Here is a 25,812-nt window from a genome sequence, read left to right on the forward strand (position 1 = left end):
AGTATGAATGATCTAAAAATCGTATCCACCCAGTCAACACCTCTGATCGAAACCGACAGCAACCGCGGTGTGATCTATATGGAAGGGGATTCCTACCCAGAGAACTCATTTGAATTCTACTCTGAGTTGGTCGCTTGGGTGAGCCATTACCTAGGCTCAAATAACCGTCCCTTGGTGATGGAGCTAGCCTTGCTTTACCTGAATACCAGTAGTATCAAGGTAATGATGGATATTTTTGATGAGCTAGAAGACGCCCACCAAAAAGGCCGCGAAATTACCGTGAACTGGCGTTACGACGTGGACAATGAACGTGTTGCCGAGCTAGCAGAAGAGTTCAAAGAAGACTGCAGCTTTGCCTTCAATATTATAGGCCAATAATGAAACCTGATATCAAAGCGCTTGAGAAAAAGGTCGAGGAAGCACTGGCGAATACCGAGCATCAGGACCACCCATTGTATGAAGTGTTAAACGACCTTTGGCAGTATAACCAAGGGCAATGGGCGCGCATGGAGCATATGATTCGCTTGTCTGATTCCTACCAAGACATGATTATTCAGCGTGAAAAAACGCTGGGTGAGCGCTTTGACAAGCATCTGCGTCAGTTGGAAAAGATTACGCGTATTTCGGATCGTTACCAAACCGCATTGCGTGAGGCCAACTTGGAGCTGGAGCAAGCATCTTATGCTGACGCTCTGACCGGTTTGCCGAACCGCCGCAAAATGCTGCGCCGCTTAAAAACTGAATTTGAGGTGAGTCCAGAAACGATTAACATCGCCATGATCGATATTGACCATTTCAAAAACATCAATGATGAATACGGTCACTTGATTGGTGATGATGTGCTGGTTTCCGTCGGTAACCTGATTGAGCACACGGTAGGGGACTTGGGGCATATTTCCCGTTGGGGCGGTGAAGAATTCCTAGTGATTTTCTCGCAAGCTGAGCAAGCCGAGGTGGAGCAATGCTTACAGAAACTGGTTAAGGTGATTCGTGAAGAGCGCTTTAACAACGGCGATGCTTACACCATTCGCACCACCATCAGTATAGGTGTGTCCCGCTATCAGCCAGAAGACAGCATTGATAGTCTGATTACACGGGCCGATACGGCCCTGTATAAAGCGAAACATGCAGGTCGTGATCAAGTCGTCATCGGTTAAGTCATACGGTGACGGCTCACCCCGTCAGTTCTTGTCCTAGATGCCTATACCTTAGTATTAGTTACATAACCACACTGGTAAGCAGTCCATTCCCAACGTATCTTTAAAGCCATAAAAATAACACTAGGTAAGTATTTTATGGCTGCCATTGATATCCCAGAAGTCCTAAAATTTATTGATAACACCCCACCGTTTTCGGGGTTAACTCATACGCAACAAAAGCAACTCCTTACTGGGGTCGAGCTGACCTATGCCCGCCAAGGTGAAAAAATGAACCTAGAGGGGAGTCAGGCGACGCTGCATTTGATTCGCCGTGGTGCCTGTGAAATCCGCTCTGCCAAAGGTGGTTTAGTGGATAAGCTAGCGGATGGTGATTGCTTTGGTATTTCTACCGTTTTAGAGCAAAACCCTGATGGTCTTCAGGTCATGGTGCTAGAAGACAGCTTGATTTACCGCTTTCAAAAGACCGGCTTTCAGCAATTACTGCAAGAGAGCGAAGACTTTGCCCTGTTCTTCGCTCATACCCGCAGTAGCCGTATCCGTAAGTTGTCCCGTGCCCACGCCACCGATTTAGCCACCCCTGCGTTGCAGCTGTCGACACCGATCAGCCAAATCATGTCGCGCAATTTGATTACCGCAGCGGTGCATGACACGGTGCAGCAAGCGGCCGCGGCCATGACCGAAGCTCGTGTGAGCTCGATTCTGGTATTAGAGCAACAGCGTTTGGTGGGCATTGTCACGGACCGTGACTTGCGTTCCCGAGTACTAGCGGTCGGCGCGTCTGCTGATTTGCCTCTGTCTGAGATTATGACTCGTGAACCGGCGTCGATTGACTCGAGAAATCTGGTGATGCACGCCCAGACGCTGATGAGTGAAAAAAACATCCACCACCTGCCCGTAACCGACGGCGAGAATGTACCGGTAGGCATGATCACCGCCGCGGACTTATTGCGCCATCAAGAATTGAGTCCTCTACTGCTGATCAATCAGATCAACCGTCAAACGGACATCACCAGTCTGAGAGAAGTCTGTCAGCAACTGAATACCTTGATTGTGAACCTGATCCTGACGGACATGAAAACCACCGACATCGGCAATGTGATTGCGGCCATCAGCGACAGCTTAACGCGCCGCATTATCGAGTTGGGCATCGAGCGCTATGGCACGCCACCGTTACCGTTCCAGTTCTTAGTCTTTGGCTCCCAAGCACGCAAAGATCAATCGCTAGGCAGCGACCAAGATAACGGTATGATGTTTGCCCGTAAGCCGGTTGCAGAAGAAGCTCAGTACTTTGCCAAGCTGGCGCAATTTATCTGCGATGGTCTGGCCCAATGCGGTATCCGTTCTTGCCCTGGGGATATTATGGCCTCGAATCCACAATGGCGTATGACTCAAGAAGGCTGGCAACAGGCGTTCGCCAATTGGATTGAAGCCAGTTCGCCGTCTTCGTTGCTTAATGCCAGCATCTTCTTTGATATTCGCTGTGTTTATGGCGACGACGCTGGTGTACAGCAGTTACTGCAAAACATGCAGGCGCGGGTGGCAAAATCCTCCTTGTTCCTAGCGACACTGACCCGTGCGGCGACCGTGTCCAAACCGCCGATCGGTTTCTTCCGTAGCTTCCTGCTGGAATCTTCTGGTGAGCACAAAAACCAATTAGATTTGAAACATCAGGGGCTCGCCTTGATCAACGATCTGGCGCGTATCTATGGTCTTGGCTGTAAGCGTTATCATGTGGGCACCAAAGAGCGTCTTGAGCAAGCGGCCCGAGAGAAATTAATGGGCCTCGATATCGCACGCAATTTGATGGATGCCTGGGATGAGCTGAATGAGCTGCGTCTGCAGGCCCAGCGTCAGCATTGGCAAAACACCGGTGAGCCCAGCGCCTATCTCGATCCGAGTGAATTGAGTTCACTTGAGCGTAAGCATTTGAAGTCGACCTTTGCCATCATCGCTGATGGTCAAGCGGCGGCGCTACAACGCTATGCACGAGGGTACGCATAAATGCCTAAACGGATATTCCAAGCGTTGGATCGCTGGCGTGAACATCGTGAAGTCAAAACCAAGCCTTGGCAGGAGCATTCCTACTTTGTCTTAGATATGGAAACCACCGGCTTAGATCCGAAGCAGAATCATGTTATCAGCTTGGGTTGGGTGCTAGTGGAAAACGGCGCGATCCAGCTCGATACTGCCCAGCATTTGCTGTTGGACTCAGCGCAGATTGACGACGTCAGTGTCGGCATTCATATGATCACCGACTCGGATGTATTAGAGCAAGGTCGACGCCATGCCAGTGTATTGCGCTATTTACGCCAGATTATGAAAGACAAGGTGCTGGTGGTGCATTATTCGCCGTTGGAACTTGGCTTTCTAAAGTCTTTGTGGCAGACCCAGCCAATGCCAGCGTTGGCATTTGACTGGATTGATACCATGCAGTTGGAAATGCAGCGTCGTAACCGTTCTCAAGAAGTGATCGGTGAAGGTGGCTATCGCCTGCCCGCCTGTCGTGAGCGTTATGGTTTACCGGATTATCCAGGGCACGATGCGCTGACCGATGCCATGGCCACCGCTGAACTGCTGTTGGCGCAAATTGCCCACTTCAATGGTCATGAGCCCAGTCTGCAGGAGTTGGTGCGCATGGGCGGAGGGCGCATGCGCTTATCATCCAACAATAAAACTCAATAACCTTCGCCTAGCTCAATCAGAGCCTGATCAAGAAAGTATTAAGCCAAGGAAGGCGATGACTCGAGTGTTTCGTGACTCGGTTCACTGGCCAAAAAGCATGGCTGTTCCGACCAGTGCAACAGTTGTAACTCTCCGCTCTCATGCTCCACCAACGCGGTACAATGCTCCACCCAATCCCCATCATTGCAATACAAGACATCCTCTTGACGTTGAAAGCGCGCGAAGTGAATGTGGCCACCAATATAGCCATCGAGTTTTTTATTACGGGCGGTCTTGATCGCAGCACTCTCAAAACGTGTGATAAATTCCTGAGCTTTACTGACATGCTGCTTCAAATAACCAGCAAACGACCAGTAGGGACGACCGAAGGCACGGCGCACTCGGTTAATGTAGCGGTTCAATGCCAGCATCATACCGTGGGCCTTATCGCCGATGGCCAGCATAATTGGGCTGACCTTGACCATCTGATCGAATTCATCCCCATGGCTCACTAGAAAGCGACGGCCATCCGCCGTGGTATGAATCGCCTGTTGCTGCAACGCAATGCCTGACAGGGTCTGACCGCAGAATTGACGGAAGAAGGCGTCGTGGTTGCCAGGGATGTAAACCACCTTGGTGCCTTGCTTGGCTAAGCTCAAAATGCGGCGTACGACCTGCTGCTGCACATCATTGAAATAGGCGCGCTTGCGCATTTCGATCAGATCGATAATGTCACCGACCAAGTATAGGGTTTCGGTCTCGATATGATTTAGGAAGTCGAGTAGGTGCTCAGCTTGGCAGGACTTTGTGCCAAGGTGTACATCGGAAATAAATACCGCGCGGAATTGAGTGTTCATATTTTGGCCTCTCTAGCGAATAGTTTTAGGCTAGAGGGCTAAGATGACGCTTTCGTGAAGCCTTAATGTCGAATTGATGAGATTAGCTGCAACAGCGGTTACGTTTATCTTCAGCGATCTCGTGTTCTTCGTAATGGTACTGATAGGGCTGTTGGTAGATTTGGTTGCCACCACGTTGTTTCGCGGACTTCTTCGCTTGTGCCGCTAACTCAGCCACGAAGTGGTGGCTGTCACAGACTTTCGGGTTCGGGTTCACCACACCAATGGCCAAACTCAAAATATCAAAGAATCGATACTCGCCATCGCGTCCCTTGGTCCAGATGCCTCCGGCTTCTAGTTCTGCTGGCGCATAATACTGGATCACTTCATGGGCAAAGCGATCGAGAATAGCCTGACATTGCTGACACCAGTTGTCATCGTTAAAAATGACCACGAAATCATCGCCGCCAACGTGACCGATAAAGTTAAAGTCAGGGCTGACCACGCTACGCAGAATGCTGCCCAGCAGTTGAATGATGGCATCACCCTTGGCGTAACCATAATAGTCGTTAAACGGCTTAAAGTTATTCAGGTCAAAGTAGGCCACATAGAAATCGTGTTCCGCCAATAGGCGACGATTGATTTCATGGTTAATGGGCACATTACCGGGTAATAACGTCAATGGATTTGAATAGGTGGCATTTTGAATCTTCAGCTCGGTGATGCGCTTCAACAGATCTTTTAAATGGCCAATGCCCAAATACATGCCATCGCGCACGATCAAAATTTCATTATTGAGCAAATCGGTTTCTTGATCGGTAAACATGGTCGACACGCTGGCGAGCGAGATGGTGCTTTCTACGATTAACACGTCGGACGAGATGACCGCCAAGGCGGGCTTATTCTCATATAAAGCACGGCCGTAGGGCGTAGAAAACAGCTCATGCAAGGCATGGCGACGAATGATGCCAATCGGTTTGCCATCTTTCAGCACCGGTAGCGCGAAGATCTCTTTGTTTTGTTTAAATAGTTGTGCCACGTCACTTAGTGGGCGTGTGCTTTCTATATAAATAGATTCTTGGCAAAGGGTTTGTACGGTTTCCCCATGCTGGGCATGAAAACGGCGGCGTTGTTGAGCTTGATTAATTAAATAGTCATTCGGCTCGGTAGTCGGTAGAGGGCTGGGTCTATGTAAATAGAAGCCCTGACCGTAGCGCACGCCGAGTTCTAATAGCTGATCTAACTCTTGTTGGCGTTCAATGCCCTCCGCCACTAATGCGCAGCGTAAGCGTTGCGCAATATTAATGATGGAGCGCACAAATTCACGCTTCACTTCATCGCGATCAATGCCTTCAATAAAGTGTTTATCCAGCTTCACAATATTAGGACGCACCTCTGACCAAAGACGTAGGCCCGAATAGCCCGCCCCTAAGTCGTCAATCGCCACTTGGAAGCCCATTTCGCGGTAGTGCTCGACGCTTTGGTGAGTTAAGCCATCACGATCATAAGGGTGCTGCTCGGACAGCTCAATGACGATATTGCTTTGGCTGATACCCAGTTCGTTGAGTATCGAAAGGGTCATGCCCTTTTGATGATCTGGTGAGCCTAATAAAGAAGCACTGACGTTAAGGAACAGTTGCCCTGGCAGCTGCAGTTCCACAAAACGGGAAATGGCACGTTCTCGGCATAAGAGCTCTAGATCGTGCAGACGGCCGTGGGCTTGAGCAAAAGGGAATAAGATATCTGGAGCAAACAGATCGGTATTCTGCGGGCCGCGTGACAGTGCTTCATAGCCGTAAATGTTGCCAGAAGTTAAATCGTAAATCGGCTGAAATAGGGGAGTGATTAAGCCTTCCTCTAAAATCTGATTTAGTAGTGCAGCATTGTCGAGTTGCATGTCCGTATTGCTACCATTTGCCTAGGAATATGAGCGGTATGGTATGAACAAATGATGACAGTTATGTGACACTTAGGCTAAGTGCGATTATCACCACAAGAATTGTGTTGGATTAAAGATGGCTAAATTAGAAGGTGTCAAACAAGAGAGGAGGAGCTTTCGTTATGCTGATCGTTTGTTGTTTTTACTCTGTGATCAGTAACGAAGACTGGCAACGAGTTGCCAAGCAAGGGGAACCAGAATTAGTGCGCTGGGTTGCCTTGTAGCGGAGCAGAAGTTGTACGGTTACCAGAAGTTAGCGCAGCTTTAACGCGAGCAACTAGAGATTTAACCGCTGCAGCGATGTAGTTGCGACGTAGTTCGTAAGCGCGTTCAACGTAAAATTCAGTGTCTAGGTTGTCGATGTTGTTCATAGTATTCTCCAAAAAATTGATTGTGTTTCTATGGTTTGAATAGTACGTATCGCCCATAAAATAGACAAACGATCAAATTTCAGTAGATACTTGAGGAAAACTAAACGATTAAAATAAAGTTAATATGAATCAATGAATTAGGTTTTTCTATTTTTGCTTATCTAGGGCTTGTCGATACTGTCCTGGGGTGATTTTTTCACATCGTTTAAAAAATCTTGAGAAATAGCCTGGATCTTTGAAGCCTAGATCGTAGGCAATCTCCTCGACTGACTTCTGTGTGTAGATCAAATTACGCTTTGCTTCCAACAATAAATGCTCATGCACCAACTGAATCACCGTCTTGCCATAGGCCTGTTGCGTGAGGCGATTGAGCTTTTTCTCCGACACATTCAAAGCGCTAGCGTAGGCGTCCAGCTTCCAATGTTCACGTAAATGGCTATTCACCAAGCCCTTAAGTCGTTGCAAAGTTAGATCATCATGACTTTGTTGCTGCGCATTCAATGACGAGTGATGGCGCTCTATATAAACCAAGATGGCCTTGAGTAGGTGTTCGATCAGTACATTCTTATGGGATTTGACTCGATGGAACTCGTATTCCATTAGGTTGAGTAACTGCCACAGGTGTTGGAAGTCTTCTTGTTCGCCATTCAAATCAATACAGCTGGCAGCACTGACAAAGGCGGCGCCAGCGTAATCGTTGCCCAGTAAGGTATCCGAGATTGACAGGACACGACCATCGGTTTGTGGTGCGAAGCGAAAACCATGCACGGTGCCGGGTGGGATAATGATGCCCCAGCGCCCTTCAAGAAAACGCTTCTCAGTGTCCATCTGCAACTGAACCGAGCCACTTTTCAGTAGCAATACTTGTAATAACTGGGTGTGTTGATGGGCCTTGATATGCCAGCCAAGGTCACTACTGCGGGCTTCAATGTCTTCGATATGCACGAAATCTGGGTTATCGATCCAACGCCCTTCACCGTACAAAGCAAACTGAGGAATGGTCTGTTTCATCTTATTTTTTTAGTTTTTCAAAAAATTAATATCATTCTAAAAAACAAATAATGCTGATAAAAGTTCATTATAAATGAAAAATAAGGACTATTTGTTTATAAAATGCGCTAATGCTTGAAGTTTTATTAAAGCTTAGACTGTCCGAAAAGTACAATTTTATGTCCCAAAAGTTCCTGCTCTTTTGTTGCTTCATTGGCCACTATTAGATCATCAAAACGTGATATCGAACAAAAATAAGACAGGTACAGAACAATGAAAACACAAGTAGCGATTATCGGCGCAGGTCCTTCAGGCTTATTACTTGGTCAACTGCTTGCCAAGCAGGGCATTGATAACGTGATCGTAGAGCGCGTGTCAGGTGACTATGTACTAGGCCGTATTCGTGCCGGCGTACTAGAGCAAGGCATGGTGGACCTACTGCGTGAAGCGGGCGTGTCTGAGCGTATGGACCGTGAAGGTGAAGTTCACACAGGTGTGGAGCTGGCTTTCAATGACAAACGTGTACGCATTGCGCTAGACGAGCTAACGGGTGGCGATACGGTAATGGTATACGGCCAAACCGAAGTGACTCGCGACTTGATGGATGCACGTAAAGCGGCCGGTTTGACGACGGTTTACGAAGCATCAAATGTACAACTGCACGATGTGAAAACCGATGCACCGTACGTAACATTCGAAAAAGACGGCGAACAAGTACGTCTAGAATGTGACTACATTGCGGGCTGTGACGGTTTCCACGGCGTATCACGTAAAACCATTCCAGATGAAATTAAAACCGAACACGAACGCGTTTACCCATTTGGTTGGTTGGGCCTACTGTCTGACACCAAACCATGCCATGAGGAATTGATTTACTGTAAAACCGATCGTGGTTTTGCCTTGGCAAGTATGCGTTCACCAACTCGTTCACGTTACTACATCCAAGTTCCGCTAACGGACAAAGTGGAAGAGTGGAGCGATGAGGCGTTCTGGACCGAACTAAAACGCCGTTTACCAGCGGATGTGGCGGCGACCATGGAAACTGGCCCAAGCATTGAGAAAAGTATCGCGCCACTACGCTCTTTCGTATGTGAACCCATGCAGTACGGCAACATGTTCCTAGTCGGTGATGCAGCGCACATCGTACCGCCAACCGGTGCCAAAGGTTTGAACCTAGCAGCCTCTGATGTGGCGACTTTGTACAAGATCATGACCCGCGTATACAAAGAAGGCGACAAAGACTGCGTCACTCAGTACTCAGAGATCTGTCTACGTCGTGTATGGCACGGTGAGCGTTTCTCTTGGTGGATGACCAACATGATGCACGATTTCGGTGATGTTGAGGTAAATGGCACGGATTCACAAACCTTCTCACGTTTCATGGAATCTGAGTTGAACTTCTACACAGACAACGAGCAAGGTCGTCGCGTGATCGCTATGCAATACGTTGGCTTACCTTACGAAGATGTCAAATAAGTCGTTTATTTAATTCGATTTTGCTATAGGGCCGCTTACTATAAGCGGCCTTTTTTATTTCTGTAATATTCTAGAATCCTGAGTTCTGCCAGTTATGCATTATTTGTTTTAAATATAACTGTTTAGTTACCCTACTATCCAATTTTTAAATACTTAACTCTAATAACTAATTTTCAATGCTCGCCCTGGGTTGTTAGTTTTAGATGGTTAATGATGGATTGTTTAGAACAGTAATAAAAAATAGATATGGGGCGTCATTATGAAAACAATAATAAAACAAACTGCTGTGATGGCAGTTGCGACTACTGCGTTAATGCAAGCAAACGTGCAGGCGGCGGATTACACGCTGCGTTTCGCACACTTCTTTCCTGCGGTAGCAGGTCAGCAAAAAGACATTTTCGACAAATGGGCGGAAGCGATTGAAACCCAATCGAACGGCCGTATTGAAGTGGAAATGTACCCTTCATCCACGTTGGCGAAACCACCGGCACTGTACGACGCAGCAAAAAACCAAATTGCTGACGTTGTGGTAACCGTTCAAGGTTACACGGCGAACCGTTTCCCACTGACGCAAATCGTTGAGCTACCAGGGGTAGTGCAAAGCGCTGCGCAGGGTTCCTGTGTGTTGCAAAGCATCTACGATGAAGGTTTCCTAGACAAAGAATACCGTGATACCAAACCGCTGTTCCTATTCACACACGGACCAGGTGGTATCCACACGGTAGGTAAAGAAATCAACACACCTGAAGACCTAGAAGGTCTGCGTATTCGTCGTCCAACGGCGGTGGTGGCGAAGATTCTAGAAGGTCTAGGCGCGCAGCCAGTGGGCATGCCAGCACCCGATTCTTACCAATCGGCACAGCGTGGCGTGATCGACGGTGTGTCATTGCCATGGGAAGGTCAGTACACCTTCCGTCTAAACGAATTGACGCCGCACCACACTGAAGTGGGTGGTCTGTACACGCTTTCGTTTGTGGCGACCATGAACAAATCTTTCTACAACAAGCTACCAGCGGATCTGAAGAAAGTGATCGACGACAACTCTGGTATGGATTGGGCGAAGATCGCAGCCGCGTCGTTTGACCGTCTAGATGAAGAAGGTCGTAAGCAAGCCTTGGAAATGGGTCACAAGATCAATGTGATCGAAGGCGGCGCGGAAAACCCACGCTGGAAACCTGTGTTGTACCAAGCGACAGAAGATTACCTAAACGAGCTTGAGAAGAAACGTTTGCCTGCGCACAAGGTGTATGCCCGTGCCATGGAACTTAGCCAAACGACTTGTCAATAATCTTACCTGCTTGTCCCGACAGTGCCTGTCCTAGGCACTGTCTCTTTCAATAGTCAGCCTAATTTGAGTAAGCATTAGCCTGGCCATTGTTTTTCTTCGGAGTTAGTTATGAATTCACTTTCTCGTGTATTTGGCAAGCTGACGCTACTGATGCACTGGATTGGTGGCGTTTTCTTGCTGGGGATGATGTTCTCAACCTTAGCAGACGTTATCACAAGGGGCTTGTTCTCCCTTACGGATGGAGCCGTCGACTGGACCTTTATCGGTGGTGTAGAGCTGGTTAAATACTTCCTACTGTTTACCGTACTGTTTATTTTGCCTCACTCAGTGAGCCGTTCTCAGGTGATCGTGGATCTGTTCACCGATAACTTTAGCGAGCGTAAAAAGCAGTTTTTTGAAGGCTTCTACCTACTGTGTTTCGCATTTCTTGGCGGTGCCATGAGCTTTAGCTTTTTCCATCTGATCGATGAAGCAGCGATGAGCTATGAAACCACCCAAGATCTACTAATTCCTATGACGTATTTCTACACCGTAGCGACCTTTGCCACAGCCATGCTGTGCTTATCGGCCACGCTGAATGCGTTTTCATTGGTACTAACGAAAAACAAGAGTGACGACGCATGAGTACGACAGCTATCGGTTTAACATGTATTGCAGTCATGCTGTTTATGATTGCCTTGCGTGCCCCAATCGCCCTAAGTATGGCGGTGATGGGCTTTATTGGCTTTGGTGCAATCGTAGCGTTTGATCCTGCGATTTCGATCTTGGCCACAGGGCCGTTTGAAACCCTTTCAAACTACAGCTTTAGCCCGATTCCAATGTTTATCCTGATGGGGGTGTTTGCCTCCAAAGCGGGCATGTCTCAAGAACTATTCACTGGCGCGCGCACCTTATTTGGTAGCTGGCGCGGTGGTATGGGTCTAGCGGCCGTGACCTCGTGCGGTATTTTCTCAGCGATTTCGGGTTCTTCCATGGCGACTGCAGCGAGTATGTCCCGCGTGGCGCTGCCCGAAATGGAGAAGAACGGTTACGCGCCAACCTTGGCAACAGGCACCTTGGCGGCAGGTGGTACCTTGGGGATCATGATTCCGCCATCGATCGCCTTACTACTTTATGCACTGATCACAGAGCAATCGGTCGGTGATATGTTTATTGCGGGCGTTATCCCAGGCATTCTTGGGTTGGTACTCTACGGGGTAACGGTCGCAGTTTTAGTTACCTTGTATCCCAATATGGCACAGCCAGGTGAAGCGACAACCCTTAAGCAAAAGATAGTCGGTCTAAAAGGCTTGCTACCTTTTACGGGGGTGTTCCTATTCATCATTGGCGGCATCTACTCGGGTTGGTTTACGCCAACGGAAGCGGCAGCGGTGGGTGCCGCAGCGACTTGGATCATTGCCCAAGTGCGCGGTATGCGCTTTGAGCAATTCCTAGAAGCGATCCAAGAAACCCTAGTGATGTCGGCGATGATCTTCTTTATGATCATTGGTGCGGAGATCTTTGGTTACTTCCTATCGGTATCGCGTATTTCCTTCACCCTAGTGGAATGGGTTGATGCGCTGCAGTTATCACCTTACATGGTGTTGTTCTGCATCCTGATCCTGTTTGTACTACTAGGCTGTGTTATGGACAGTATCGCCATGCTGTTGCTAACCGTACCTGTGGTCTACCCATTGGTAGGGGCGGCCGGCTTCGATCCAATTTGGTTCGGCATCATCGCCGTGATCACAGTAGAGCTTGGTTTGATCACCCCGCCGGTAGGGATGAACGTGTTCGTGATTAAATCGGTCGCACCGCATATTTCCATCGGTGCTATGTACAAGGGCGTTTTACCATTCGTAATTTCGGATGTGGTACGTCTAGGACTGATTATTCTGTTCCCAGCGTTGGCGGTCGGCTTGCTATAAACTGAGCCGAACATGCTTAAAGCGTCATGGTGCGAACCATGGCGCTTTTTTTGTGTTTTGAAGTAAGCAAAAGATTGCGCGAAAAGTTTTCAACAGCACGATAAAATTCGATAATTTGCCACGAACTGTGTATAACTAGGCGGCTTTTCAACAAGTTTATAAGATTACTTATGGAGGAATTCTTGCAGCAAAAGTAGGCCGATCATACCCATGCAAACAAGGTACAAAATCATCCAACGTACTTTCATGCAGTAGGGACAAGGTTTACGTTTCTTCTTAGCCATAAGCGTTCCTGCTGAGGCCAACCAAACGCCTCGAAATTAACTTTTCCACGATCTTAACAACTTGCACGACCCGATTCCATCTTGTACGACTCAGCTCCGCCTAGGGTAGCGATCCTGCGCATCTCTCATGTACACCCCGACTCCGTTCGGGGACGCGATACCGCATCCTCAGCAGCATCTCCATGTACGACCCGATTCCAATCGGGGACGCGATCTCACATCCTCAGCAACAGTTAGTATTAACCCCAGCTTTTTCAGGCTAGGGAGCTTCCATGCAATTCAATTCGCTTGCGCATTGTCTTCGTGCCTCGACGCGTCAGCGCGAATCAAACGCATGGAAGCTTTATCAAGTCAGAAGTCATTGGAAACATTATGGGGTTAGCTTAGTCTTTAGCTACTGTTTTCATGAATCATTGAAATGCTGAGGGGATTAACAATTCTTTGCATGTGGGATTTTACTGAATACGGACATGAATTTAGGAGCACAGCTATTATGGATGAAAAAGTGAAGGGATCATGGGAGAGATTTTTAAATCCTGCTTCTCTCAAAATAATATTATTACGGCATCAGTCCATTCGATGGCGTTTGAAATGTTGAAAAGTGCAATCGAAGACAAGATTAAGGAGTTTTTTACCAATGGGTTTGATGAGCATGGACCTATTGTTAGTGAAGACTATAGAGAAAAAGTCCTCAAGCTTAATCGCAGTAGAACATATGCTTCTCTTAGCTGGTTAAAACATATGGAAGCTATTGATGATAATGACCTTGAGACGTTCGAGCGTATAAAACGTCATCGTAACGAACTTACACACGAACTTTTTAAGTTTGTATCTCAAGGTTGCTCTTTCGATGTCAGTGAAAGTTTTAGTGACATGGTTGCATTGCTAAGAAAAGTAGAAATGTGGTGGTTTGTAAACCTTGAAATGGCAATCGCCCCTGAATCCTACTCTCCAGATTTAAACTTGGACCAAGTTTCACCTGGGCGTGTTTGGATGCTAGAGGTGCTTATAAATACTGCATTAGGCTCGGAAGAGGAGGCTATTAAGTTTTATAACGAGTTCGTCAAGCAGGCGGAAGCGCAATAACTTATCCAGATTGACACTAACGCATTTAAAACTAAGCTACCATGACCCCAACCCTTAAAGCCAAAATCCTCGAAGTCTGTGACAAAAAGATCGCCACCAAAGGCGAGGGCGTTGGCATTTCGTTCTACGCGTTTTTCAAAAACAAAAACGACGATCCTGAGCTTCTTATGGAAGCAGCGGAATGGTGGATTAGAACCCATCAATTAGACCACTTTGAAAAGGCGGTAAAGATCAAAGCTCTAGTTCAAGCTGGCAGATAAGCTGTTCCCGCGCACAGCGCGGTCCTACAAGAGGGGGTGTTAAATTGATTGCTTCCAAGCCTGATAGACCGATTCCCCGAGCGGAGTCGGCTCGTACAAGAGACAAAACAATCTCAGAATAGGTCGCTGTGTGATCCAACTCGAGCCAGCTGCATTTGATTGTCGAAAATTCTGTAGATCAAGACAAGGTCCGGTTTAATATGACAATCTCTGAATCCCGCCCAATTCCCAGTCAATGCATGATCAACATTGTGAGTAGGGAGCGCTTCTCCTCTCTGCAGTTGAGCAATGACATTACCTACTTCAATAATGTCTGGGATCGACATTTTAGTGATTTTCTTGAAGTCTTTCTTAAATTGGGATGAGTACGTTAGGTCATACACCGGATACTTTACCCTCTGTTAACTCATCGAGTAGATCATTAACAGACTCTGCTTTATGACCTTTGCCTTCCACTAGTTCTTGCATAGCGGCTGCGGTTGTCTCATTTGGTTTAGCAACACGCAGCTCAAATGGAATGCCGCCGTGGTTGATGACGGCTTTGGCAAACAGTTTGAGAGCTTGCGATGTGCTTAGGCCCATTTCCTCACAAATACTGGTAAACGCTACCTTGGTATCGTGATCAATGCGCGTACTTAACATTTCAGATCTCATAATGTCACCTTTGTGTTCATATGTATGACAATGTATTACGTATAGTATATGAATAGATGCCAAATGCTTCAATAAAATAGAGAAAAGAAACGGATACTGCTTATTTCGGGAGATGCGCAGGTTGTAGTTCCCGCGCGCAGCGCGGTCCTACAAGAGGCGGCGTTAATACTGATTGCCTCCAAGTACGATAGATCGCTTCCCCGAGCGGAGTCGGGTCGTACAGGAGGCAAAAACAAAGCCCACAAAAAAATCCGATTGAGTTTCCCCAATCGGATTTTTTATTAAAACCTTAAACAGTCGCGATTACTGAGCTGTTTCAGTTGCTTTTTGTTGCTGCTGTAGGTTTTCTAGGTATAGCGCATCGAAGTTGATCGGAGCCAGCATCACTGGGTTGAAGCTGCCTTTGATGATCACAGAGTCGATGGTTTCACGTGCGTATGGGAACAATGTGCCTGGGCAGAATGCACCTAGTGCGTGGTGTAGTTGACGCTCTTCGAAGCCAGCGATGGTGAATAGGCCACCTTGCTGAACTTGTACTAGGTAAGCTGGCTCACCGTTGTTTTTCACGTTCACTGTGATGTCTAGTACCACTTCGTATAGGTTTTCACCTACTTGACGGCTTTTAGTGTTTAGCTCAAGGCCTACTTCTGGCTTCCACTCTTCTTGGAATACAAGCGGAGAACGTGGTGATTCAAATGATACGTCTTTTAGGAAGATACGTTGAATTTGTAGTTGTGGTTGAGCTTGGTTTTCTTCAGCCATGATAGTTCCTTGGTGTTTTAGTTAGAGGCAAGCAGAGCGTCAAGCTCGCCTGCACTTTCGAGCGCAAATAGGTCGTCGCAACCACCTACATGACGGTCTCCAATCCAGATCTGAGGTACTGTGTGACGGCCGCTTTTTTCCATCATTTCCTGACGTAAAGCGTGGTTGCCATCAACATTAATCTCGTCGAAGTCCGCTTGCTTATATTGCAACAACTGCTTTGCACGGAAGCAAAATGGGCAGTAGTTGCTGGAATAAATTGTTACGTTAGCCATTGCGGACACCTTCTCTTATTTCTTCACTAGCGGTAGGCCAGCGTTTTGCCATTCTGTGATACCGCCTTGTAGCTTGTACACATCGTAGCCTGACTTGATTAGCTCTTTAGCGCTTGAGCCCGCTGTCATACCCGTTTTACATACTAAGATGATTGGGGAAGATTTGTATTTTTCTAGGGTGCCGGCAGAATCTTTCAGTGTTGCTGAAGGAATATTGATCGAACCCGTTAGGTGACCGGTACGAAACTCGTTCGCTGGACGGATATCGACCACTACCGCGTCTTTATCGTTGATCAAGTTGGTCGCTGCATTGGTAGACAAAGCGCGTGCACCACCACGTGTTTCCACGAAGATCAAGGTTGCCGCAATGAATACGAATACCGCTACCATTTCCCAATGGTTTAAAGAAAATTCAATTAGTTGGTTCATCATGTGGATTCAAGCCTATAAAAAAACTGCAAAGCATTATACACGGTGAGGGTAAAGGGTACATACTAGCAAGCCAGTGCAGTTGAAATGGAGTGATAGCGGTGTTCAGCCAGAGTATAAAGGCCTTTTGTTGCATTCTTTTGATCACCAGTTTAGTTGCCTGCAGTGGTACGCCTTCGAAAAAGGAATTTGATGCGACTCGGGATCAACAACAGTATGAATTAGCACAGTTACTGGAAACCCTTTGGCAACGAGGACACATTATCCCGACGCTACAACAGGGCGCGCCCTTGATCAGTACCGCTAAGGCTGGGCAGGATGCTATCGCTACGCAGAACCAAAACAATATTGATTTGGTGAAAACGGAATTAGCCAAGTTAGATGCCAAGTTAGTGGAGCGTCAACAGCAGCCTGCCACAGGGGATTTGGCCCAGTTAATGGCGTTGTCAGTGCAAGACACGGCGAAAACCCAGTACATCGCTGAGCCTTTGATTCTTTACCGCTCGGAGCAAACCCGCTGGCGTTTGATGGGCGAAAACGGTGCTGAGATCTGGCTTAATGTGGTGTGGAATGAAAAGGGGAAACTCTATATCGAAGGCCAAGAAACCATCGATCTGAGTCCAAGTAGCCCGGACACCCCACGTACGCTGCAAGTCTTCTATTACGGCGGTAAGGTGCTGGCGCAGGCTTCTCTTACCCTAGAGCTACAAACAAAAGTGCCGCGTTTATAACGCGGCACTTTTCTATCCCTTCTCTAAGCTTCTAATGCTCTGTTTAAGCCGCCGTATTGGTGGAGTCAAAGATCTTATCGGCATTGCCTTCGATAAAGCTGTCGAACAGTTCACCGTTCGGCTGTTTATGGCGCAAGGCAAATTCATAGAAACAGCTTGGGATGACACGTGTTTCACCGCCCGCGAAGGTGAATTCGATCTTATCCGCCATGGTTGAAGACTGCTCTAGATAAAGCTCTGGGGAGCCTTTGATCAGGCCACCGGTTTGGTTCAAGGTGTAACCTTGATCCAACAGCAGTTGGTTAACTTCTTGGATGGTTGGCGTTTGCGTCAGGTGATTAATGCTGACGGTAAAGTGGTTCGCCTGTAAGCCCATGGTGCTCAGCCAAGCGGCGTATTCGCTGTGCTGGGCTAGGGTTAGGTAATCCTGCTCGGCGATGGGTTGCCATAGACATTTTGACCAGAAAATCTCAGGGCCTTGCACCACATCCGCTGGAATCTGCGCCACTAGCTTGCCAATGATGGCTTGGCAGTCCGTTGGCAGTTCGTCTGTTAACAGCTCAGACAAGAAAATTTTTGGCGCGTCTGCTTGGCTTTGATGTTTGTAGCAACGGGCTTTTAAGTGTTTGTTTTCAAAACGAAACGCGCCGTAAGCTTGATAGCCAAGGCCGGTCAGAATCGGTTCTAATTTTTCTAATGCAATCGGTGAATTGGCAAAGGTACGAAAGGCGATGTGATCGTTGATCACGCTTTCGCCGTGCTCTTTAAACAGGGTTTGAATACGCTGCGCCTGTGGCGTTACGCTGGTGTAAGATTCCCAAAGTGAAGCAAAGAACTGATCGACTGGCATGGAATGGCTCCTATTATTATGTCGTTGTCTCTATTCAATGTAAGACGCTCACCGGGGTTACGCAAAAGGTAAAAAAGCATCTTTTGATGCGTAAAACTCATGCATTGGCTTTGATGGCTGAGGTTTTGGTATTCATGCGTTGCTTGACCGATAAGATGGTATTGATCAAGTGCGCGGGCAGATTGCTCTCTTTGGTATGGGCAATACCGACCACGCGCTTCAGGGCCACATCGGTAATCGGGCGAATGGTGACATCGCTGCGACCGCGCAAGGAATGCTCTGGGATCAGCGACACGCCTAGGCCTGCGGCCACCAAATCCAGGGCGTACTCTTCGGTTTTGACTTGTGCGCGTACGTCCATGGTAATGCCTTGTTTCTGCATCAGATAGTCCCAGGACTCTTGGATGTCGCAGGGTTTTCTTGAGATAAACGCCAGTTTGTCGATCTGCTTAATGGATAACGACGGGAACTCGGACAACCAATGATCATTGGCCATGGCGATCACATAGTTGTCTTCCCACAGGTAATAAAACACATCGTTTTCATTGGTGTAGTTATCACAGGTAAAGCGTAAATCGGCTTTTTCCGACGCATCCACCAAGCTAAAGGTCAGTCCTGGGATTTCATCGAGTAAGGTTTTCAATACTTGGCTGACGAGAGCGCCGGATAGAAACGGCGATAGGGAGATCGAAACTTCGAGTGGCGCATGGGTATCAGCAAATAAACTGCGCATGGCATTCATCTCATTCACCATACGACAGGCGTGAGGGTAGAGCTTGGCGCCACTGTCCGTTGGTGTGACCCCTTTGGAATGGCGCACAAACAATTGCGTGCCAAGATCACTTTCCAATTGCGCTAAGGTCGCGGAAATCGAAGGCTGGGCGACAAAGCAACGCTTGGCCGCGGCGCTTAGACTGCGCTCTTCAAACACCGCAATAAAATAACGTAGTGAACGAATATCCATCCTGATTTCCTCTATTACCCTTTTATCAAGCCTGCTCGACTATAGCGCTGATCTAGGTATAGGACAAACCTATACCAGAGGCAGGAAATCAATATTTCTCCTTGATGGCTAGACTGAGTAGAGTGAATTCAAACCAACCGTTAATGATTACAGAATAAAGGGGACACCATGACGCTTGCTTGTTTAGACACCTTAGGCGTAAACCAACTAAAACAGGGCGATACCTTTTACAGCGTATTGACGGGTAACTCTGTGGCTCTAGGTCAAGGTGATGCCTTTGCCGCCCATAGCCCAATCGACGGTGCCAAGCTGTCACAATTTAATAACGCTACACCAGCACAGCTAGACGCCGTGACGGCAGAGCTACAAGACGCATTCAAAGCGCTACGCGTGATTCCTGCGCCACGTCGTGGTGAGTTGGTACGCCGTATCGGTGAAGAAGCGCGTAAATACAAAAACGAATTGGCACAGGTGATTTCCCTAGAAGCGGGTAAGATCCTTCCAGAAGCCTTAGGTGAAGTACAAGAGTGGATCGACGTGTGTGATTTCGCCGTTGGCCAATCCCGTATGCTGCACGGTCTGTCAATCGTATCCGAGCGCCCAGGGCATCGCATGATGGAACAGTGGCATCCACTGGGTCCTGTTGCTGTGATCACAGCGTTTAACTTCCCGATGGCGGTTTGGGCTTGGAACGCCATGCTAGGCTTAGTGTGTGGTGATCCCATTCTGCTAAAACCATCTGAAAAAGCGCCCCTGTGTGCCTTAGCCATGTACCAAATCGCACAAAACGTGATTACTGAAATGCCAGATATTCCAAAAGCGTCTGTCAGTGTCATGATCGGCGGCCGTGATTTGGGTGAAGCCATGTCTTCAAGCCCAGTGTTCCCGCTAGTGTCAGCAACGGGTTCAACCGCCATGGGTAAAGCGGTGGCTGAAACGGTGGCAAAACGCTTAGGCCGTTCTTTGCTAGAGCTGGGCGGTAATAACGCCATGATTGTCTCTGACACCGCAGATCTAGATCTTGCCCTACGTGCCATTGTGTTCTCTGCGGCCGGCACAGCAGGTCAGCGTTGTACCACGTTACGTCGTTTGATTACCCATGAATCGGTAGTAGATGGCTTGGTAGAACGTATCGCGAAAGCTTACTCATCGCTACGCATTGGTAACCCAATGACGGAAGGCAACTTGGTCGGCCCATTGATTGATGAAGGTAGCTTTGCACGTATGCAAAATGCTCTAGAAGCGGCGAAAGCTCAGGGTGGCGAAGTAGTGTTTGGTGGCGAACGTGTTACCGATGGCGTGCCAGCGGGTGGCTTCTATGTGCGTCCTGCGATTGTCCGTATTGCCCACAATGCGCCGATTGTGCACGAAGAAACCTTCGCACCGATCTTGTATGTGCTGACCTACACCTCATTTGAGCAAGCGTTAGAGATTCAAAACGAAGTGCCACAAGGCCTATCGTCTGCTGTGTTTACGGAAAGCATGCGTGAAGCGGAGCTGTTTATGTCTCCAGCTGGTTCTGACTGTGGTATTGCCAACGTCAATATCGGTACCTCGGGTGCTGAGATCGGTGGTGCCTTCGGTGGTGAGAAAGAAACCGGCGGTGGTCGTGAATCTGGCTCCGATGCATGGCGTAACTACATGCGCCGCACTACTAACACGGTCAACTACGGTGGTGATCTGCCATTAGCTCAAGGCATTGTTTTTGAATAATCCCCTTGTTTAGCGCCCTCATATTGATGGATTAGGAGGCCTAGGTTATGTCTGAGTTGATGTGTGATTCCCTGTGGCGCGCCAGTGCGCCACAGGGACCAAAGTTAAGTCCACTAGAAGCAGATCTGGAGGTGGATGTTGCCATTGTCGGTGGTGGTTTCACTGGACTGTCGACGGCTTTGCACCTTGCTAAAGCGGGTAAAAAAGTGGTGGTGATTGAGGCCAATGAAGTCGGCTTTGGTGGTTCAGGTCGTAACGTAGGCCTTGCCAATGCGGGCGTATGGCTGGAGCCGAATCAGTTGGATGTGGCATTAGGAGCAGAAGCCGGTTGGGCACTGTATGACATGCTCGGTAATGGTCCAGACTATGTCTATGGCCTGATCGAGCAATATCAAATCGAGTGTGAACCGGTGCGTAAGGGCACCTTGCATGCCGGCGTTGGCAAGCAAGGGTTAGCGCAGTTACAGCGTCGTCATCAGCAGATGGTGGAGCGTGGCTCGCCAGTGCAATTGCTAAGCGCGAGCGAAGCACAACAACGCATTGGTTCGAAAAGCTTTAACTCGGCGCTGTTTGATCCTCGTGCGGGCACGATTCAACCCATGGGTTACGCCCGTGGCTTGGCTCATGCGGCGCTAAAAGAGGGGGCGCTGTTATTTGATCAGTCGCCGGTGCTGGGCATTGAGAAGCAAGCCTCGCGCTGGCAAGTTCGCTGTGCTCACGGCCAGGTCACTGCCGAGCAAGTGGTGCTGGCCGCCAATGCTTACGCGGATTTTTTCTTAAAGCCGCAAGAGCGTAAATTTGTGCCGATCAGCTACAGCCAGATGGCGACCAAGCCTTTGGGTGAGGCTGAGCTGGAACGTATCCTGCCGGGTAAAGAAGGTCTGTGGGACACCTGCATGGTGATGAGTTCGTTCCGCCTGGATCAGCAAGGTCGTTTGATCTTTGGCGGCATGGGCAATACGGGTGCCATGCATACGGACTGGGCTAAGCAACGCTTAAAAGACTTGTATCCTTTCTTGAATAAGGTCGAGTTCGATTATTTCTGGAGTGGCAAAATTGCCTACAGTGATGATCACTTGCCCCACTGTCAGGTGCTTGATCAAGGTCTGTATAGTGTCTCCGGTTACAGTGGTCGTGGCATCTGCACGGGTACTTTAATGGGTAAGGAATTGGCGGAGTTGTTGTCTGAGCAGCGCAGCGAAACCACGTTCCCGATGGCGACCCTAGATGATATCTCCATGCGTGAAATGAAACGCATGTTCTACGAAGTAAGTGCTCACACCTATCATTATGGACAACGCACCCACGTCCTAGGCTAGCGCAGAATCTGAGGTTCTGCTTAGCCCATCAAAATAGAAAGTTCGGAGAATTCCGACATAAAAAGCGAGGAACCTGCAATGACAGCAGGCTCCTTTCGCGTCACAATGGCCGAGTGTTGCAATTTTATGTACAGTCATCCACCCAAATACAAGAAAAACGGTCTATCGATGCGGAGATACATTCCATCTTCAACGGCACTCAAATGTTTTGAGGCCTCTGTTCGACATCTGAGTTTTACCCGAGCTGCCCAAGAACTGCACCTAACCCAAAGTGCGGTCAGTCGACAAATTCGTAACCTTGAAGAATTCCTATCGAGGGATTTGTTTATTCGTTTGAACAAGCGTTTGGTGTTAACCAGTACCGGCGCCGCCTACTACAAAGAAGTGGTGCCATTGCTGGATAGCATGGAAAACGCCAGTCTGCGTATGCTTTACCGTGAAGACGAAAAAACCACCCTGACCATTTCTGCATTACCGACCTTTGCTTCCTACTGGCTGATGCCGAAGCTGGCCCAGTTCGCCAAATCCCACCCGCAATTTCAGGTCAAGGTACGCTCGTTAGACGATGCGGTGAAGTTTGATCCAGAAGCGGTGGATATCATCTTGCATTACGGTGGTGATCACTGGCCCCGTGCAGTAAGTCATCACTTACTCGGTGAAAGCGTAGTCGCAGTGTGTTCTCCTGCACTGATTGAAGGGCAAGGTGCACTTGAAGTAGAAGATGTGCTGTCGTATCCGTTGCTGCATTTATCGTCGCGTATTCATGCTTGGCCCGATTGGTTAGCGGCCCATGAATTGGAAAGCGGTTCTCTGGCCGGCCCAGCCTTCGCTCATTTCCATATGCTATTGGAAGCAGCGAAACACGGTATGGGGGTGGCGATCATGCCGACCATTATCGCCGCGCAAAGCCTTGCTAATGGTGAACTGGTGGCGCCGTTTGGTGCAGCCATTGAAACACCACACGAGTATTTGTTGTCTTATCCAGCGGATAAAGCGGACCTAGAACAGGTGGTGACTTTCCGCGATTGGCTGCTAGCACAGGCGAGTGTAACGAAAGAGAATTAATCGGGTTGCCAACGTGTGTTATCTGTGACGAAACTGAAGGCTATGTTAGTATTTGACTAACTGTCTAAGTTACATATCGGGATGAGCACGTATGAACAAAAAAACCACGGCACTGTTTATTTTGGACGGTTGGGGTTACAGCGAAACCTCAACATCAAACGCTATCGCAGCGGCAAATACGCCGAACTGGGATAAGCTTTGGAGTGAGCGCCCACACACCTTGATTAAAACTTCAGGTATGGCGGTGGGCCTACCCGAAGGTCAAATGGGTAACTCTGAAGTGGGACACATGAACCTTGGCGCTGGCCGAGTGGTGTACCAAAACTTCACTCGTATCGGCAAAGCCATCGAAGACGGTAGCTTCTTCGATAACGATGCTTTAGTGACCGCTGTGGATAAAGCGGTTGCCGCAGGCAAAGCGGTTCATATCTTAGGTTTGCTCTCCCCGGGTGGTGTGCACTCGCACCACGAACAAATTATGGCCATGTGTGAATTGGCGGCCAAACGCGGCGCCAAAGCTGTTTATGTACACGGTTTTACCGATGGCCGTGATACGCCACCACGCTCTGCCCATACTCCCATCGCACAACTTGAAAACAAACTTAAAGAACTAGGTGTTGGCCGTATTGCCACACTAGTCGGCCGTTACTTTGCTATGGACCGCGACAATCGTTGGGACCGTGTTGAGCAGGCTTACAATGCCATCGTGTTAGGCGAAGGTGCTTACCAAGCAAGCCGTGCGTTTGATGCCATTGATGACGCTTACGATCGTGACGAAAACGATGAGTTCGTCAAAGCCACCATCATCGGTGAGGCTGTGAAAGTGGAAGACGGCGATGCGGTGATCTTTGCCAACTTCCGTCCAGACCGTGCGCGTCAATTGACCCGTGCTTTTACCGATGCCGACTTCTCTGGCTTTGCCCGTAAAGCGACGCCAGCCTTGGCCGGCTTCGTGACCTTCACTGAATTCGCTTCCGACATCAAAGCGGCAGTGGCTTACCCGCCAGAAGCCCTAAGCAATACGCTGGGTGAAGTGCTATCGAAAACCGGTAAGAAACAGCTACGTATCGCCGAAACGGAAAAATACGCCCACGTGACGTTTTTCTTTAATGGCGGTGAAGAAGCGGTATTTGATGGCGAAGAGCGTGAATTGATTCCTTCGCCTGATGTGGCGACTTACGATCTGAAACCAGAAATGAGTGCACCAGAAGTCACCGACAAATTGGTTGAGGTGATTGAAGCGGGCAAATACGACACCATCATCTGTAACTTTGCCAACGGTGACATGGTTGGCCACAGCGGTATCTTTGATGCGGCAGTCAAAGCGGTCGAAGCAGTCGATGTTTGTCTTGGTCGTATCTTGGCAGCCTTGGAAAAGAACGGTGGTCAGTGTTTAATTACCGCCGACCATGGTAACGTGGAGCAGATGTTGAGCGATGACGGCACACAGCCATTGACGTCGCACACCATCGAGCCTGTGCCGCTGGTGATGGTGACCCCAGAAGCGAGTTGGTCACTGAAAGACGGTGCCTTGTGTGACATTGCGCCAACGATCCTAGAAATGATGGGCATGGATGTACCGGCTGAAATGACTGGCCACAGCCTGCTTGTTCGTTCGTAAACGAAGGGAATCCTTATGGGTTTAAAAGCCTGTTTGTTGATGCTCACGGTACTGCTGTCCAGTGTTAGCTGGGCAGCTGAGCCGCAAACCCCAGAAGAAGCACGTCAACAGATCCAAACTTTGCAACAGGATTTGAGCAAGTTAAACGGCTGGCTCAAAGACCTGAAAGGTGAACGCTCCAGTGTGGAGCAACAACTAGAAAGCAAAGAAAAAGCGATCCAAGATCTGTCCAAGCGTATTCTGGAGTTACAGCAAAGCTTAGAGAAAGGCGCCGCTCAGTTGCAGAATCTGCAAACTCAGCAGCGCAGCTTGCAGCAAAGCATTCAACAGCAATACCAACAGATAGCCGCCCAACTTCGGGCGGTTTATCGTTCTGGTAGCGATGAAGGCTTAAAGTTTTTATTGGACGATCTCCCGACAGACGAAGCCATGCGTCTGATCCACTACAATCGTTATTTCTCCACTGCGCGTCAGTCGTTGATCAATGGTTTCGCGGCCGAAGCGGACGATCTAAACCTAATTGAAAAGAGTATTCGCAGCCAACGTGCGCAAATGGCAGAAGAGCAAAGCGATCTTGAGAAGCAGCAGGCGCGTGTCAAAGACGAACAAGCGCAGCGTAAAAAACTGTTGGCCAAAATTGAAACGGATTTGAATTCTGGTGATCAAAGGGCGCAGCAGATCAAAAAAGATCAAGCACAAATGCAGGCCCTGTTGAAACAATTGGAAGCGGCCTTGGCGGCCTTAGCGGATATACGCATTCCTGACCAAGATACGCCGTTTGCGAAGCAAAAAGGAAAGTTGATTCCACCGCTTAAAGAGATCAAGCGCTTGCCGGATAATTCCCAAATTAACTTGGGCGGTGTGACCTTGGCAGCAAAAAATGGCGAGGAAGTGCGCGCAGTACATCATGGTCGCGTGGTGTTTTCAGATTGGATGCGCGGTTTTGGTTTTCTAATGATTCTCGATCATGGTAGTGGCTACATGTCACTCTATGGTTACAACCAGAGTTTGTTAAAAGACGTGGGCGAATGGGTCAACGCCAACGAAATTATTGCCACCGCGGGTAGCTCAGGTGGCCGCCCAGAAAATGGGTTATTTTTTGCGATACGACATAATGGCGAGCCTTTGGCGCCGATTAACTGGCTAGACAAGGGCTAAAAGCTTCATAAGA

The 25,812-nt window shown here is 48.5% G+C and carries 27 protein-coding genes; 16 read left to right on the forward strand and 11 right to left on the reverse strand.

The genetic code is table 11. The features are described from left to right. The first annotated feature begins 3 nt into the window (after positions 1-3). From siaC to ACOSVP_RS16275, 4 genes are all read left to right on the forward strand, one after another. Complete coding sequence (gene siaC, locus ACOSVP_RS16260; protein ID WP_487348527.1) at positions 4-378, forward strand: biofilm regulation phosphoprotein SiaC; 375 nt, start codon at positions 4-6, stop codon at positions 376-378. Continuing rightward, a complete protein-coding gene (locus tag ACOSVP_RS16265) occupies positions 378-1,157 on the forward strand; it encodes a diguanylate cyclase (protein WP_487348528.1) in 780 nt (259 codons plus the stop codon). The genes siaC and ACOSVP_RS16265 overlap by 1 nt, the downstream gene beginning before the upstream one ends. 138 nt (positions 1,158-1,295) lie before the next feature. Beyond that, the gene (locus ACOSVP_RS16270; RefSeq protein ID WP_487348529.1) at positions 1,296-3,161 is read left to right on the forward strand and encodes a DUF294 nucleotidyltransferase-like domain-containing protein; all 1,866 of its coding nucleotides are present in this window, start codon (positions 1,296-1,298) and stop codon (positions 3,159-3,161) included. Beyond that, positions 3,162-3,842, forward strand: a complete 681-nt coding sequence (locus tag ACOSVP_RS16275; RefSeq protein WP_487348530.1) for a 3'-5' exonuclease — start codon at positions 3,162-3,164, stop codon at positions 3,840-3,842. It abuts the gene before it with no gap. A 38-nt stretch (positions 3,843-3,880) separates the two neighbouring features. Here the strand turns inward: ACOSVP_RS16275 and ACOSVP_RS16280 are convergent, their stop codons facing one another. The 4 genes from ACOSVP_RS16280 to ACOSVP_RS16295 all read right to left on the reverse strand — a co-directional run bounded on the left by ACOSVP_RS16280 (position 3,881) and on the right by ACOSVP_RS16295 (position 7,978). Beyond that, positions 3,881-4,678 (reverse strand): UDP-2,3-diacylglucosamine diphosphatase, encoded by a 798-nt coding sequence (locus ACOSVP_RS16280; protein WP_487348531.1) that lies wholly within the window; start codon positions 4,676-4,678, stop codon positions 3,881-3,883. 82 nt (positions 4,679-4,760) lie between these two features. After that, a complete protein-coding gene (locus ACOSVP_RS16285) occupies positions 4,761-6,554 on the reverse strand; it encodes a bifunctional diguanylate cyclase/phosphodiesterase (RefSeq protein WP_487348532.1) in 1,794 nt (597 codons plus the stop codon). 242 nt (positions 6,555-6,796) lie between these two features. After that, positions 6,797-6,967 (reverse strand): RSP_7527 family protein, encoded by a 171-nt coding sequence (locus ACOSVP_RS16290; protein ID WP_487348533.1) that lies wholly within the window; start codon positions 6,965-6,967, stop codon positions 6,797-6,799. A 147-nt stretch (positions 6,968-7,114) separates the two neighbouring features. Further along, positions 7,115-7,978, reverse strand: coding sequence for a helix-turn-helix domain-containing protein (locus ACOSVP_RS16295; RefSeq protein WP_487348534.1), 864 nt, complete (start codon positions 7,976-7,978; stop codon positions 7,115-7,117). A gap of 252 nt (positions 7,979-8,230) precedes the next feature. On the opposite strand from ACOSVP_RS16295, the gene pobA reads away from it, so the two are divergent. The 6 genes from pobA to ACOSVP_RS16325 all read left to right on the forward strand — a co-directional run bounded on the left by pobA (position 8,231) and on the right by ACOSVP_RS16325 (position 14,258). Next, on the forward strand, positions 8,231-9,433 hold the full coding sequence (gene pobA / locus ACOSVP_RS16300; RefSeq protein WP_487348535.1) for a 4-hydroxybenzoate 3-monooxygenase: 1,203 nt from the start codon (positions 8,231-8,233) through the stop codon (positions 9,431-9,433). Positions 9,434-9,692: 259 nt separating this feature from the next. Beyond that, positions 9,693-10,721, forward strand: coding sequence for a TRAP transporter substrate-binding protein (locus ACOSVP_RS16305; protein ID WP_487348536.1), 1,029 nt, complete (start codon positions 9,693-9,695; stop codon positions 10,719-10,721). A gap of 108 nt (positions 10,722-10,829) precedes the next feature. Beyond that, positions 10,830-11,345 carry a TRAP transporter small permease gene (locus tag ACOSVP_RS16310; protein WP_487348537.1) on the forward strand — a complete coding sequence of 172 codons (516 nt, stop codon included), beginning with the start codon at positions 10,830-10,832 and terminating at the stop codon, positions 11,343-11,345. After that, positions 11,342-12,628 (forward strand): TRAP transporter large permease, encoded by a 1,287-nt coding sequence (locus ACOSVP_RS16315; protein WP_487348538.1) that lies wholly within the window; start codon positions 11,342-11,344, stop codon positions 12,626-12,628. The genes ACOSVP_RS16310 and ACOSVP_RS16315 overlap by 4 nt, the downstream gene beginning before the upstream one ends. 800 nt (positions 12,629-13,428) lie before the next feature. Then, positions 13,429-13,998, forward strand: coding sequence for a hypothetical protein (locus ACOSVP_RS16320; RefSeq protein ID WP_487348539.1), 570 nt, complete (start codon positions 13,429-13,431; stop codon positions 13,996-13,998). Between the two features lie 41 nt (positions 13,999-14,039). Further along, positions 14,040-14,258: a DUF6500 family protein gene (locus ACOSVP_RS16325; protein ID WP_487348540.1), complete on the forward strand. Its 219-nt coding sequence runs from the start codon at positions 14,040-14,042 to the stop codon at positions 14,256-14,258. Positions 14,259-14,371: 113 nt separating this feature from the next. On the opposite strand, the gene ACOSVP_RS16330 is transcribed toward ACOSVP_RS16325, so the two are convergent. From ACOSVP_RS16330 to ACOSVP_RS16350, 5 genes are all read right to left on the reverse strand, one after another. Continuing rightward, positions 14,372-14,641 carry a type II toxin-antitoxin system YafQ family toxin gene (locus tag ACOSVP_RS16330; protein WP_487348541.1) on the reverse strand — a complete coding sequence of 90 codons (270 nt, stop codon included), beginning with the start codon at positions 14,639-14,641 and terminating at the stop codon, positions 14,372-14,374. Further along, the gene (locus tag ACOSVP_RS16335) at positions 14,634-14,912 is read right to left on the reverse strand and encodes a type II toxin-antitoxin system RelB/DinJ family antitoxin (protein ID WP_487348542.1); all 279 of its coding nucleotides are present in this window, start codon (positions 14,910-14,912) and stop codon (positions 14,634-14,636) included. Before ACOSVP_RS16335 ends, ACOSVP_RS16330 begins: the two co-directional genes overlap by 8 nt. A gap of 303 nt (positions 14,913-15,215) precedes the next feature. Continuing rightward, a complete protein-coding gene (gene secB / locus ACOSVP_RS16340) occupies positions 15,216-15,674 on the reverse strand; it encodes a protein-export chaperone SecB (protein WP_487348543.1) in 459 nt (152 codons plus the stop codon). Positions 15,675-15,691: 17 nt separating this feature from the next. Continuing rightward, positions 15,692-15,949 carry a glutaredoxin 3 gene (gene grxC, locus ACOSVP_RS16345; RefSeq protein WP_487348544.1) on the reverse strand — a complete coding sequence of 86 codons (258 nt, stop codon included), beginning with the start codon at positions 15,947-15,949 and terminating at the stop codon, positions 15,692-15,694. Between the two features lie 15 nt (positions 15,950-15,964). After that, positions 15,965-16,381, reverse strand: a complete 417-nt coding sequence (locus ACOSVP_RS16350; protein WP_487348545.1) for a rhodanese-like domain-containing protein — start codon at positions 16,379-16,381, stop codon at positions 15,965-15,967. 137 nt (positions 16,382-16,518) lie between these two features. Here ACOSVP_RS16350 and ACOSVP_RS16355 point away from each other — a divergent pair, with 137 nt between their 5' ends. Next, positions 16,519-17,109, forward strand: a complete 591-nt coding sequence (locus ACOSVP_RS16355) for a hypothetical protein (protein WP_487348546.1) — start codon at positions 16,519-16,521, stop codon at positions 17,107-17,109. Between the two features lie 43 nt (positions 17,110-17,152). Here ACOSVP_RS16355 and ACOSVP_RS16360 read toward each other — a convergent pair whose 3' ends face one another. After that, positions 17,153-17,959, reverse strand: a complete 807-nt coding sequence (locus tag ACOSVP_RS16360) for a 2-oxoadipate dioxygenase/decarboxylase family protein (RefSeq protein ID WP_487348547.1) — start codon at positions 17,957-17,959, stop codon at positions 17,153-17,155. Positions 17,960-18,056: 97 nt separating this feature from the next. Next, positions 18,057-18,923 carry a LysR family transcriptional regulator gene (locus ACOSVP_RS16365; RefSeq protein ID WP_487348548.1) on the reverse strand — a complete coding sequence of 289 codons (867 nt, stop codon included), beginning with the start codon at positions 18,921-18,923 and terminating at the stop codon, positions 18,057-18,059. 168 nt (positions 18,924-19,091) lie between these two features. Between ACOSVP_RS16365 and amaB the strand changes: the two genes are divergently transcribed. The 5 genes from amaB (at position 19,092) to ACOSVP_RS16390 (ending at position 25,799) form a co-directional block, all read left to right on the forward strand. Continuing rightward, positions 19,092-20,636 (forward strand): L-piperidine-6-carboxylate dehydrogenase, encoded by a 1,545-nt coding sequence (gene amaB / locus ACOSVP_RS16370; RefSeq protein ID WP_487348549.1) that lies wholly within the window; start codon positions 19,092-19,094, stop codon positions 20,634-20,636. 47 nt (positions 20,637-20,683) lie between these two features. Then, on the forward strand, positions 20,684-21,955 hold the full coding sequence (locus tag ACOSVP_RS16375; RefSeq protein ID WP_487348550.1) for an NAD(P)/FAD-dependent oxidoreductase: 1,272 nt from the start codon (positions 20,684-20,686) through the stop codon (positions 21,953-21,955). A 168-nt stretch (positions 21,956-22,123) separates the two neighbouring features. Further along, entirely contained in the window at positions 22,124-23,020 is an 897-nt protein-coding gene (locus tag ACOSVP_RS16380; protein ID WP_487348551.1) for a LysR substrate-binding domain-containing protein, read from the forward strand. Between the two features lie 91 nt (positions 23,021-23,111). Next, on the forward strand, positions 23,112-24,641 hold the full coding sequence (gene gpmI, locus ACOSVP_RS16385; protein WP_487348552.1) for a 2,3-bisphosphoglycerate-independent phosphoglycerate mutase: 1,530 nt from the start codon (positions 23,112-23,114) through the stop codon (positions 24,639-24,641). A 15-nt stretch (positions 24,642-24,656) separates the two neighbouring features. Then, positions 24,657-25,799 (forward strand): murein hydrolase activator EnvC family protein, encoded by a 1,143-nt coding sequence (locus ACOSVP_RS16390; protein WP_487348553.1) that lies wholly within the window; start codon positions 24,657-24,659, stop codon positions 25,797-25,799. Positions 25,800-25,812 lie beyond the last annotated feature (13 nt).

The organism is Marinomonas sp. HM11-D (assembly GCF_057626615.1).

What these genes read in the sequence shown, in the direction of transcription:
- ACOSVP_RS16275 (WP_487348530.1), top strand. Translation starts at nt 3,162, where the DNA reads ATGCCTAAACGGATATTCCAAGCGTTGGATCGCTGGCGTGAACATCGT.
- secB (WP_487348543.1), bottom strand. Translation starts at nt 15,674, where the DNA reads ATGGCTGAAGAAAACCAAGCTCAACCACAACTACAAATTCAACGTATC.
- ACOSVP_RS16375 (WP_487348550.1), top strand. Translation starts at nt 20,684, where the DNA reads ATGTCTGAGTTGATGTGTGATTCCCTGTGGCGCGCCAGTGCGCCACAG.
- ACOSVP_RS16310 (WP_487348537.1), top strand. Translation starts at nt 10,830, where the DNA reads ATGAATTCACTTTCTCGTGTATTTGGCAAGCTGACGCTACTGATGCAC.
- ACOSVP_RS16315 (WP_487348538.1), top strand. Translation starts at nt 11,342, where the DNA reads ATGAGTACGACAGCTATCGGTTTAACATGTATTGCAGTCATGCTGTTT.
- ACOSVP_RS16325 (WP_487348540.1), top strand. Translation starts at nt 14,040, where the DNA reads ATGACCCCAACCCTTAAAGCCAAAATCCTCGAAGTCTGTGACAAAAAG.
- siaC (WP_487348527.1), top strand. Translation starts at nt 4, where the DNA reads ATGAATGATCTAAAAATCGTATCCACCCAGTCAACACCTCTGATCGAA.
- ACOSVP_RS16390 (WP_487348553.1), top strand. Translation starts at nt 24,657, where the DNA reads ATGGGTTTAAAAGCCTGTTTGTTGATGCTCACGGTACTGCTGTCCAGT.
- gpmI (WP_487348552.1), top strand. Translation starts at nt 23,112, where the DNA reads ATGAACAAAAAAACCACGGCACTGTTTATTTTGGACGGTTGGGGTTAC.
- amaB (WP_487348549.1), top strand. Translation starts at nt 19,092, where the DNA reads ATGACGCTTGCTTGTTTAGACACCTTAGGCGTAAACCAACTAAAACAG.
- ACOSVP_RS16290 (WP_487348533.1), bottom strand. Translation starts at nt 6,967, where the DNA reads ATGAACAACATCGACAACCTAGACACTGAATTTTACGTTGAACGCGCT.
- ACOSVP_RS16280 (WP_487348531.1), bottom strand. Translation starts at nt 4,678, where the DNA reads ATGAACACTCAATTCCGCGCGGTATTTATTTCCGATGTACACCTTGGC.
- ACOSVP_RS16350 (WP_487348545.1), bottom strand. Translation starts at nt 16,381, where the DNA reads ATGATGAACCAACTAATTGAATTTTCTTTAAACCATTGGGAAATGGTA.
- ACOSVP_RS16305 (WP_487348536.1), top strand. Translation starts at nt 9,693, where the DNA reads ATGAAAACAATAATAAAACAAACTGCTGTGATGGCAGTTGCGACTACT.
- ACOSVP_RS16320 (WP_487348539.1), top strand. Translation starts at nt 13,429, where the DNA reads ATGGGAGAGATTTTTAAATCCTGCTTCTCTCAAAATAATATTATTACG.
- ACOSVP_RS16380 (WP_487348551.1), top strand. Translation starts at nt 22,124, where the DNA reads ATGCGGAGATACATTCCATCTTCAACGGCACTCAAATGTTTTGAGGCC.
- ACOSVP_RS16295 (WP_487348534.1), bottom strand. Translation starts at nt 7,978, where the DNA reads ATGAAACAGACCATTCCTCAGTTTGCTTTGTACGGTGAAGGGCGTTGG.
- pobA (WP_487348535.1), top strand. Translation starts at nt 8,231, where the DNA reads ATGAAAACACAAGTAGCGATTATCGGCGCAGGTCCTTCAGGCTTATTA.
- ACOSVP_RS16265 (WP_487348528.1), top strand. Translation starts at nt 378, where the DNA reads ATGAAACCTGATATCAAAGCGCTTGAGAAAAAGGTCGAGGAAGCACTG.
- ACOSVP_RS16365 (WP_487348548.1), bottom strand. Translation starts at nt 18,923, where the DNA reads ATGGATATTCGTTCACTACGTTATTTTATTGCGGTGTTTGAAGAGCGC.
- grxC (WP_487348544.1), bottom strand. Translation starts at nt 15,949, where the DNA reads ATGGCTAACGTAACAATTTATTCCAGCAACTACTGCCCATTTTGCTTC.
- ACOSVP_RS16335 (WP_487348542.1), bottom strand. Translation starts at nt 14,912, where the DNA reads ATGAGATCTGAAATGTTAAGTACGCGCATTGATCACGATACCAAGGTA.
- ACOSVP_RS16360 (WP_487348547.1), bottom strand. Translation starts at nt 17,959, where the DNA reads ATGCCAGTCGATCAGTTCTTTGCTTCACTTTGGGAATCTTACACCAGC.
- ACOSVP_RS16285 (WP_487348532.1), bottom strand. Translation starts at nt 6,554, where the DNA reads ATGCAACTCGACAATGCTGCACTACTAAATCAGATTTTAGAGGAAGGC.
- ACOSVP_RS16270 (WP_487348529.1), top strand. Translation starts at nt 1,296, where the DNA reads ATGGCTGCCATTGATATCCCAGAAGTCCTAAAATTTATTGATAACACC.